Below are 9,679 nucleotides of genomic sequence, written 5' to 3'. Positions count from 1 at the left end.
CAACGAGCCGGAGCAACCTCGGAAGCCGAGAGGCACAGCGAGCCGGAGCAACCTCGGAAGCCGAGAGGCACAGCGAGCCGGAGCGACCTGGGAACAGTGCGCTCACGGGGAGGGGCGTACGGCGGTACGACGGCGACCGGGGAGGCACGAGCCGAGGCACGAGCCGTGCGCGATGTCGCGCAGCTGCGGATCCACGGAGAGCACGGCCTTCTCGGTGACGGCGGCGGCGCCGATGGTCTTGCCGCGGCCGCGGCGTATTCGTGCCCTTGATGCCGCGATCACGGGCTGGGACGATCGAGGCGATGGACGACGCCGAACGTCTCGCGCTGACCGTGTTATGCGGCGAGTTGCCTGAGTTGCGTGCCGAATGTGCGCGCCAGTCCGAGCGCCATCAGCGGCTGCTCGGAGCCATCGAGGCCGCGGCCCGCGTGCGGCGGCCGATCATTCCCATGCTGGGGCAGTTGCTCGGGGGCGACGGATCCGGCGCCCTGCGCGCCCTCGGCAGCGCCCTGCCGGGCACCGGTCCCGGCAGGGCGCACGAGGAGGAGTTCGGCTGCCCGGACGGCGCGTGTGACCGGGTGGAGGTTCCCCTGCCCGGCGGGCCGATCCCGGTGTGCCGGGTGACCTTCGCGCCGATGCGGCCCAGGTAGCGGCCGTGGGTGATTTCTTCGCCGAGCTGGCCAAGAAGCTCGCCGAGCGATGGGTTTCGCTGCTGCTGCTTCCCGGAGTGTTGTTCCTCGCCGTCGCGGCGCTCGGCGTCCGGCTCGGGCACCCCCACGCCCTCGACGTGGATCTGGCGGCGAGGGAGGTGATCCGGTTCTCGGAGTGGTTCGCCCGGCGGCCTGCGGGGGGTCAGGTGGGACTGCTGGTCGCTGTGCTGGTGGCGACCGGCGGGGCCGGGCTGCTGGTGCAGGCGATGGCCGGGGTGACGCGTACGTTGTGGCTGGGTCAGTGGCCATGGCCGTTCGGCCGGCTGCGGAACACGCTCGTACGGCGAAGGCGCGACCGCTGGCATGCGCTGCTGAATCGACGCCGCACGCTCACCCGCGCTCACCCTGCCCCGACCAGGACTCCTGAGCAGCAGGAGCGGATCGATCAGGCGGCGGCCGAGGTCAATCGGATGGCCCTGGCCGAGCCGGGGCGGCCGACCTGGCTGGGGGACCGGATCCACGGTGCGGAGGCGGTCGCACGGGATCGCTACGGCCTCGATCTGCCCTTCGTCTGGCCGAGGTTGTGGGTGGTGCTGCCCGAGGCCGCGCGTGCCGATCTCGTGAACGCCGGCACCGCGCTGGCCACGGCGGTCGCCGTCGCCAGCTGGTCATGGCCGCTGGTCGCCCTCGCCTTCGTGTGGTGGCCCGCCGCCCTGATCGCGATCGTGGTCGGCGCCGCCGGATGGGCACGCGCCCGCGGCGCCGTGGCCGAGCTGGCGTTGCTCGTCGAGTCCGTCGTGGACCTGCACGGCCGTACGCTCGCGACGGCACTGGGCGTGGCCGACGAAGGCCATGCCGGGCCGCTCACCGTCGAGGAGGGCAGCCGGGTCACCGCTGTGGCACGGAAAGGACGCTGAGGTGGGAATCTCTGGTGTGCCGCAGGGCTTCCGGCTCTACCTGATCGCCCGCCGGATCCGCCGCCGCCTCGCGGCCTACGAACGTACCGGTGACGCGCGGACCGTGCTCGACGAGGACGCTCTCACGGACGCCTTACGGCTGTGGCACGGCGCGGTGCGGCGGAAGCCCTCGGACATGACCGGCTCGGAGCGGCAACGACTGCTCAAGGCACATATCGCCATCGGATGGTTCTTTCACGCCCGCTGGGTCGCCACCCGGTCGAACTTCGAGCTGTCCCAGGCCGCCTTCCACCTGACACCGGTCGCGCACATCCCCCGCGTGGTCCCCGAACTGCTACGGCCGCTGATCGGGCCCGACGCCGCCCCCGAGGTCCAGGCCGGTACGGCGATGGCCATGCTCGCCGAGGCGCACACCACGTCCGAACCGTCGTACCTGACCGTCGTCATCACGCTGCTCTCCCAGGCGGCGGCCGGGACGCCGTCCGGCAGCCCGGAGCTGCCGCTGCTGCTCATGAACCTCGGCGTCGCCTTCCGCCACCGCTACCAGCGTCACGGTGATCCAACCGATCTCGACGCCGCGACCCTGGCCACGGAGGAGGCGCTGGGCCTGGTGAGCGAGTCGAGCGCCGAGTGGTTCGCGGCGGCCGCCAATCTTGTCGCGGTCTATCAGCAGCGATACGAGCTGCGTGGCGATGTGGCGGATCTGGACGAGGCGATCCGGCTGGGGGATCAAGTCGTGGACACCGCGCCGGGTGATCATCCGCTGCTGCTGGTCGCGGTCTCGTATCTTGGCATCGGGTACCAGCTGCGGTACCTGAGGGACGGCGGGCTGCCCGACCTGCTCCGGGCGATCACGCTGAGCGAGGTGTCGGTCGAGGCCACCCCGCCGGACGACCCGGACCGGCCGGGACGGTTGAACAACCTCAGCATCGCGTTGCTCCAGCATTACCAGCGCGGGGGTGGAGTGGCGAATCTCGACCGGGCCATCGAGCTGTCGGAGGAGAGCCTGGCGTCGGTGCCCGGCGATCATCCCGAGCGGGTGATCTACCTCAGGCAGCTCGCCGCCGTTCTGGCTCGGCGGCACGAGCACGGCGGGGATCCGGTGACCCTGGATCGCGCGATCGAGGCCGGTGAACAGGGGCTCGCGCTGGCGTCCGGCGGCGCGCTGGCGTCCGGCGGCGGCGCGCTCGCGTCCGGGGGCGGCGCGCTCGCGTCCGGGGGCGCCGACCTGGCCGCCGGTGCCCCCCTGGCCGGTGCTGCGGACCTGGCCAAGCAGCTGGCGGACCTCGCCCATGGCTACTTGTGGCGGTACGAGCGCGACGGCGACGCCGCAGACCTGGCACGCGCGGCGGAACTCGCCCGGAGCGCCCTCCCGTTGCTGCCGGACGGCCACCCCGCCACCGCCGGGATCATCTCCGTGACCACCGACATCCACTCGGCACACCGCGCCGCTGGTTCCCCCTCGGTGACGATCGACGAGCTGCGGCGCCTCGCCGGGCTGGCCCGCGGCGCCGTCCGCTCGGTGCCCAGCCACAGCGTCCGCGCCTTCACCCAGCTGGCCACACTGGCTGTCGACCTCGGTGACCCGTCGCTCGCCGCCGACCTGTACGACGCGGCGGTCGCGCTGCTGCCCGCCGCGGTGTCCAGGCGCAACTCCCGCGTGGATCAGGAACAACGGGTCGCCGAGTACACGCACCTGGTGGGCGAGGCCGTCGCCGCCCATCTGGCCGCGGGCGATCCGGCGGGCGCCGTCGCCGTGGCGGAACAGGGCAGAGGCATCCTGCTGGCCGAAGAGGCCGACCTGCACGCCGACCTCACCGAACTGGAGGCACGCGACCCCGGGCTCGCCGCGCGCTTCCGGGACGTACGCGACAGGCTTCGCGCCACGTCACAGGTCCATCCAGGCGGCTTGATGGTGATCACCACCGATCTGGTCAACGACCGCACGCGGCTATGGGCGGAGTACGACGACCTGGTCAAGGAGATCCGGCGTGGGGCACCGCGCTTCCTCGGCCGTCCGGACCTGGCCGAACTGCGCGCCGCCACGGAGGGCGGCGCGGTGGTGCTGGTCAACTCGGCACGCACCCGTAGCGATGCGATCATCATCACGACCGGGGACATCACCCCGGTCGCGCTGCCCGGCCTTTCCTGGGACGACGTGGCGGAGCACGTGGCCGAACTGGTCATCTCCATCCGGGCATCTGCGAACGGAACGCTGACCGGCGCGCTGCGCATGCAGAGGGTGGTCAAGGAGACCCTGGAGTGGCTGTCGGCCACGATCGCCGGGCCCATCGCAGCCGCCCTGTCCGCAGTGGACCGGGTCTGGTGGCTGCCCATCGGCATGCTCGGCGTCCTCCCCCTGCACACGGCCCTTCCCGAACCTGTGGTGTCCTCCTACGCGCCGACGCTTCGCGCGCTCGCCCGGGCCAGGTCGCGGGCGCCGGCCACAGTACGCCGCCAGCTCACCGTCGCGGTCGGCAGCGCGCCCGCGCTGCCTGCTCTCACCTCCACGGCCGAGGAGGCGGAGGCCCTGCACCAGCACCACCCCGGGGTCCTTCTCGTGGACGAGCACGCCACGACCGACCGGGTACTCGCCGAGTTGCCCGGCCGCACCTGGGCCCATTTCGCCTGCCACGCGGCCACCGACCTGGAGAAGCCGTCGCTGGGCGGCCTCGTCCTGCACGATGACCTGCTGCCCGTCGGTGCGATCGCCGCACTGCCCCTGGACCAGGCGGAACTGGCTTACCTGTCGGCCTGCTCGACCGCTTTCAGCGGGATCTTCCACGCCAACGAGTCGATCCATCTCGCGTCCGTGTTTCAGATGATCGGCTTCCGCCATGTCGTCGGCAGTCTGTGGCCCCTCGACGACGCGACGGCCGCGGCGGTTGCCCGCGAGTTCTACCGCGGCCTGCCCGGACCGGACGCTGACGACGCCGCCCGCGTGCTGCACCGCGTCATGCGCGACCTACGCCGTACCCACCCGGACAGACCTGATCTTTGGGCGGCACTCGTCCACCACGGCCCCTGACACCCCATGCCGGCGAGCCCTGACCTCATGGCATGCGCCTGGCCCTTTTGGCTCAGGACGAGGCCCTTGGCCTTACGGCGCAGCTTCCCTTCGCGGTCGAGAGAGTGTGGCCGCGGGGCCGTGTTCACCATGGAGCCGCAGCTTGTGGAGTGGCCGTGGGCGGCCGACATGCGACGGTGTCACCATGGGGGCTGGAGACGATCGATTCTTGGAGGGAGGAGGCGTGGGGGCTGGCCCGGGGCGCAGGGTTCCGGGCGGTCGGCCGCGCGTGCCCCATGGATCCCCTTGAGCTCTTCCATCAGGTGGCCGCCACCGTGCCCGCCTACCGTTCGTTCCTGGCCGAGCACGGTGTCGAGCCGGCGAGCGTCACCGATCTGGAGCGCTTCAGCCGGCTGCCGATGACGTCCAAGGACACCTACATCCGCCGTCACCCGCTCCCCGACCTCTGCCGGGACGGCGTGATCGGGGACATGATCGCCGTGTCCTCGGGCTCGACGGGGACGCCGTCGTTCTGGCCGCGCTCGGTGGCGGACGAGCGGGTGATCGCGTCCCGCTTCGAGGAGGTCTTCCGGGACTCCTTCGGGGCCCGCGAACGCCGTACGCTGGCCGTGGTCTGTTTCGCCCTGGGCACCTGGGTGGGCGGCCTGTTCACCATCGAGTGCTGTCGTCACCTGGCCGAACGCGGCTACCCGATCACCGTCGTCGCGCCGGGCACCGACCGCAGGGAGATCGCCCGGGTGCTGCCGGAGCTGGCGCCGCACTTCGACCAGGTGGTCCTGCTGGGCTATCCGCCGTTCCTGAAGAACGTCATCGACACCGAGCCGCTCCCCTGGGCCGACTGGAACGTCAAGCTGGTCACGGCGGGCGAGGTGTTCAGCGAGGAGTGGCGCACGCTGGTGGCCGAGCGGGCCGGGATCGCCGACCCGGTGCGCGGGATCGCCTCGCTGTACGGCACCGCGGACGCCGGGGTGCTCGGCAACGAGACGCCGCTCTCGGTCGAGCTGCGCCGGTTCCTGTCCGGCCGCCCGGACACGGCCAGGGAGCTGTTCGGGGAGTCCCGGCTGCCGACCCTGGTGCAGTACGACCCGCGGGTGCGCTTCTTCGAGGAGCACGAGGGCACGCTGCTGTTCTCCGGCGACAACGGCGTGCCGCTGATCCGGTACCACATCGCCGACGAGGGCGGCGTGATCCCGTACGAGCGCATGCTGGAGTTCGCCGAGCGGCACGGTTTCCGGTCGGACGTCGCCGGCCCGCGACATCCGTTCGTCTACGTGTTCGGCCGGAGCCATTTCACGCTGTCGTACTACGGCGCGAACGTCTACCCGGAGAACATCGCGGTGGGGCTGGAGCAGCCGGAGGTCAGCGGGTCGGTGACGGGCAAGTTCGTGATGGAGGCGGCCGAGGACGCCGACCACGACCGGCACCTGACGGTCACGGTGGAGCTGATGCCCGGCGAGAAGCCTGCCGACGAGGTCGCCCAGGCGGTGGGCGCCTCGATCCTGGCTCAGCTGCTGCGGCTGAACAGCGAGTTCGCGAACTATGTGCCGGTGGCGCAGCAGATGCCGTTCATCCGGTTGCGCGAGGCCGGGGACCCCGAGTACTTCCCGCCCGGAGCCAAGCACCGGTACACCCGCTGAGGAGGGTTCAGGCCCGAGTACGCCCGTTCAGGCTCCGGCGGAGTCCGCGTCGAGGGTGCGGCGGACGACGACGAGCGCCACGTCGTCCTCGCGCGCCCCGAACGCCGCCAGCATGCGCTCGGCGAACTCCTCCAGGTCGTCCTCGACGGTCTCGGCGAGCTGCCTGGCCTTCTCCATGCTGTCGTCGAGCAGGATGTGCCGGTCCTCCAGCAGGCCGTCGGTGAACAGCATCATCGTGCCGCCGGGCGGCAGCTTGAGCCGGTCCACCTGGTACCGCTCGGGCACCGCGCCGAGCAGCAGGTTGCCCAGCGTGTGGTACGAGCTGCCGGGCCCGGCGAACAGCGGTGGCATGTGCCCGGCGTTGGCCAGCTCGATCTCGCCGGTGGCCGGGTCGATGAGCATCAGGCACACGGTGGCGGTCAGGCCCCGGTGGTAGCGCCGCATCATCTGGTTGAGCAGGTCGAGGGAGGCGCTCAGGTCGACCTGGGCGATGAGCGAGGCGCGCAGGGCGTGGCGCACCTCGGCCATGACGGTCGCGGCGTGCAGGGAGTGGCCCTCCACGTCGCCGACGGCGATCAGCACGCGTCCGTCGACCTGCAGCACCTCGTAGAAGTCGCCGCCGACCTCGACGTTGTCCACGGCGGGCTGGTAGCGCAGCGCGACCTGCAGGCCCGGCACCTCGGGGATGCGGCTGGGCAGCAGGCTGCGCTGCAGGGTCAGCGCGATGTCGTGCTCCTCGGTGTAGGCGCGCAGCGCGCCCAGCGCCAGGGCCAGCTCCTGGCCGAGCTGGCGCAGCAGGTTCACCTCGTCGGCGTCGAGCGGCGAGACGGCCTCGACGCCCAGGTAGACCGGCGACGGGGAGTTCTTGGTGCGGCAGAGCACGCCGGTGGTGGAGTCCTCGGCGCGCACGTCGGGCAGCAGGCCCTCCCATTCGCTGGTGGCCAGGGTGAACACCCGGGCCCTGGCGGCGTCCTTCAGCGTCCGCTCGGACAGGCGTTCCAGCACGTCGGGGGCGGCGGGCTGGACACTGGCCGGCTCGCCGGGACGGGCGCGGAAGCGCCGGACCCGCCCGTCGGGCAGCATGGCGAGCGTGCCGCTGTAGCGGCCGAGCACCTCGGCGGTGCCCTCGACGGCCACGGTCAGCAGCTCGTCGAACGTCTCGGCCTCGTTCATCCGCAACGTCACCTCGGCGAGCTTGGCCAGGCGCTCGGCCATCAGCTCGGCCCGCCAGCGCGCCCGGTAGTAGCGCAGCATGGCCTCGACGGTCGCGGCGAACTCGGTGGGCTCGATGGGCTCGCTCAGGTAGGCGTCGGCGCCGCGTTCCAGCCCCTCGGTGCGGTCGGCGGGGGTGATCGCGTTGGCCGACACCTGGATGACGGGGATGGAGGCGGTGGCCGGGTTGGCCTTGATCAGCTCGCAGACCTCGTAGCCGTTGATGTCGGGCAGTCGGACGTCGAGGACGACCAGGTCGACCTGGTTGGCGGCGAGCAGGGCGAGGGCCTCCTCGCCGCCCCTGGCCTCCAGGACCTGGTGGCCCGACCGTCGTAGCCAGCTCGACAGGATGTAGCGCTTGGTGGGGGTGTCGTCCACCACCAGCACGCGTGCGGACTCAGACATTCTGGTCCTCTCCAGCACCGCCGTTCTCGCCCTGGCGGGCGCTGCGGATGGCCTGCAGGAGTTGTTCCCTGCGCAGCCCGTGCTTGGACAGTACCGGCCGGTTGCCGGGAGCGTGTTGCGGAGCGATGGTCACGATGACCACCGGGATGTCGCTCAGCCGCTCGTCCTCGGCCATCTGGTGCAGCAGCACGTGGCCGTCCACGCGGGGCATGAGCAGGTCGACCAGGATGACGTCGGGCGGGGAGGCGGCCATGACCTCCAGCGCGGCGGCGCCGTCGGCGGCCTCGTCCACGTGCACGGTGAAGCCGTAGAGCATGCGGCGGGCGGTGGCGCGGAAGACCTCGTCGTCGTCGGCGATCAGCACGCGCTGGACCTCGGGCGTGCCGCTCTGGTGCGGCAGCCGCAGGGTGGCGGTGGTGCCCTCGCCCGGGGTGCTGGTGAGATCCAGCGTGCCGCCCAGGGCCTCGGCGAGCCTGCGCGCGTACGGCAGGCCGAGGCCGGTGCCCTTGGCCCTGACCTGGAGCGAGCCGGGAACCTGGTAGAAGTCCTCGAACACGCGCGTCAAGTGTTCCTCCGAGATGCCGATGCCGGTGTCCGTGACCGTGATGACGATCTCGCCCTTGGCTTCGTCGGCATGCGCGGCCAGCACTACCTGCCCGCTTTGAGTGAATTTGAGCGCGTTCGAGAGCAAGTTGCGCAGAATTCTGATCAGCATGCTCTCGTCGGCGTACAGCTCGGTGGCCTCCGGCGTGATCTCGTGGCTCAGCGTCACGCCGGCGCGCTCGCTCGTCGGCCGCATCGTGACGTGCAACTGCCCGGCCATCCGCGCCAGGTTGACCAGCGTGGGCTGCGGGTCCAGGCGGCCGGACTCGGCCTTGGCCATGTCGAGCAGCTCGCTGACGAGTTCGAGCAGCGTCTGCGCCGAGTCGCCGATCAGCCCGATCTGGTGGGCCTGCTCCTCGGTCAGCGGCTCGCCGCCCTGGCCGGTCAGCAGCCGGACCAGGCCGATGACGGAGTTCAGCGGGGTGCGCAGCTCGTGGCTGACGGTGGCCCAGAACCGGTTGCGCGCGTCGATGGTCTCGCGGAGCTGGGCGGACTTCTCGTCCAGCTCGGCGTACAGGGCGACGACTCCCCTGTTGGTCTCCTCCAGCTCGGCCGAGAGCTGGTTGTACATGGCCAGCACGCCGGTGTTGGTCTCCTGCAGCTCGGAGTTGAGCCGCAGCACGTCCTCCAGGGTCTCGGCCAGCTCCCTGTTCTGCTCGCGCAGCTCCTCCAGCGCGCTGATCGGCGCCAGCCTGGCGAGGTCGGCGCGGACGGCCTCCAACGGGAGGGCGGTCACCCGCGGCCGCAGCCGCTTGGTGAGCGTGACGTGGCCGTCGCCGAGGGCGATGTCGTCGACGAGCCGGCCGGCCAGCGTCACGCCTTCGGAGCGGTCCAAACCGGATGGCCTGGTGTGGTGGATGGTGATCGCGAGCACGTCGCGGCCGAGGGTGATCACGGCGGCGGCGCCCTTGCCGAAGGCCTCCCTGCCCACCTCGCTGAGGGCGGTGGCGACCCTGATCTGGTCCTGGGACTCCAGCCCGACCAGCTCGGCCGCGGCCCGGCCGAGACGGCGCAGGACGAAGACGTCCTGGTCGGTGTCGAGCCTGACCCTGATGAGCTCAGTCGCCGCCATTGCCGGGCCTCACCGTCACCACGCAGGCGTCGTCACGCCTGCTGCCCGCCTCGCGCAGCAGGCCCGCGGCGATGACCGCGGGGGTGCGCGCGAACAGCCCCGGCACGTTCCCGGGGTCCCATCGGTCGGTCAGGCCGTCGGAGTGCATCACGACG

The 9,679-nt window shown here is 71.6% G+C and carries 7 protein-coding genes; 4 read left to right on the top strand and 3 right to left on the bottom strand.

Annotated elements, in window-relative coordinates:
• Positions 1-102: 102 nt before the first annotated feature.
• Positions 103-282, bottom strand: coding sequence for a hypothetical protein (locus ACWCSD_RS39420; RefSeq protein WP_449922545.1), 180 nt, complete (start codon positions 280-282; stop codon positions 103-105).
• Between the two features lie 20 nt (positions 283-302).
• Here ACWCSD_RS39420 and ACWCSD_RS39415 point away from each other — a divergent pair, with 20 nt between their 5' ends.
• The 4 genes from ACWCSD_RS39415 to ACWCSD_RS39400 all read left to right on the top strand — a co-directional run bounded on the left by ACWCSD_RS39415 (position 303) and on the right by ACWCSD_RS39400 (position 6,232).
• On the top strand, positions 303-650 hold the full coding sequence (locus ACWCSD_RS39415; RefSeq protein ID WP_397164259.1) for a hypothetical protein: 348 nt from the start codon (positions 303-305) through the stop codon (positions 648-650).
• A 5-nt stretch (positions 651-655) separates the two neighbouring features.
• Positions 656-1,567: a hypothetical protein gene (locus tag ACWCSD_RS39410; RefSeq protein ID WP_449922543.1), complete on the top strand. Its 912-nt coding sequence runs from the start codon at positions 656-658 to the stop codon at positions 1,565-1,567.
• 1 nt (position 1,568) lies between these two features.
• A complete protein-coding gene (locus ACWCSD_RS39405) occupies positions 1,569-4,595 on the top strand; it encodes a CHAT domain-containing protein (RefSeq protein WP_449922541.1) in 3,027 nt (1,008 codons plus the stop codon).
• Positions 4,596-4,870: 275 nt separating this feature from the next.
• Positions 4,871-6,232 (top strand): phenylacetate--CoA ligase family protein, encoded by a 1,362-nt coding sequence (locus ACWCSD_RS39400; RefSeq protein ID WP_449922539.1) that lies wholly within the window; start codon positions 4,871-4,873, stop codon positions 6,230-6,232.
• A 27-nt stretch (positions 6,233-6,259) separates the two neighbouring features.
• Here ACWCSD_RS39400 and ACWCSD_RS39395 read toward each other — a convergent pair whose 3' ends face one another.
• Positions 6,260-7,849 carry a SpoIIE family protein phosphatase gene (locus ACWCSD_RS39395; protein WP_397164254.1) on the bottom strand — a complete coding sequence of 530 codons (1,590 nt, stop codon included), beginning with the start codon at positions 7,847-7,849 and terminating at the stop codon, positions 6,260-6,262.
• Positions 7,842-9,524: an ATP-binding response regulator gene (locus ACWCSD_RS39390; protein ID WP_449922536.1), complete on the bottom strand. Its 1,683-nt coding sequence runs from the start codon at positions 9,522-9,524 to the stop codon at positions 7,842-7,844. The genes ACWCSD_RS39395 and ACWCSD_RS39390 overlap by 8 nt, the downstream gene beginning before the upstream one ends.
• Between the last annotated feature and the right edge of the window lie 155 nt (positions 9,525-9,679).

The sequence above is a fragment of the Nonomuraea sp. NPDC001684 genome (assembly GCF_053596515.1).
This window is presented reverse-complemented; position numbering and strand designations above follow the sequence as displayed.

What these genes read in the sequence shown, in the direction of transcription:
- ACWCSD_RS39415 (WP_397164259.1), top strand. Translation starts at nt 303, where the DNA reads ATGGACGACGCCGAACGTCTCGCGCTGACCGTGTTATGCGGCGAGTTG.
- ACWCSD_RS39400 (WP_449922539.1), top strand. Translation starts at nt 4,871, where the DNA reads ATGGATCCCCTTGAGCTCTTCCATCAGGTGGCCGCCACCGTGCCCGCC.
- ACWCSD_RS39395 (WP_397164254.1), bottom strand. Translation starts at nt 7,849, where the DNA reads ATGTCTGAGTCCGCACGCGTGCTGGTGGTGGACGACACCCCCACCAAG.
- ACWCSD_RS39390 (WP_449922536.1), bottom strand. Translation starts at nt 9,524, where the DNA reads ATGGCGGCGACTGAGCTCATCAGGGTCAGGCTCGACACCGACCAGGAC.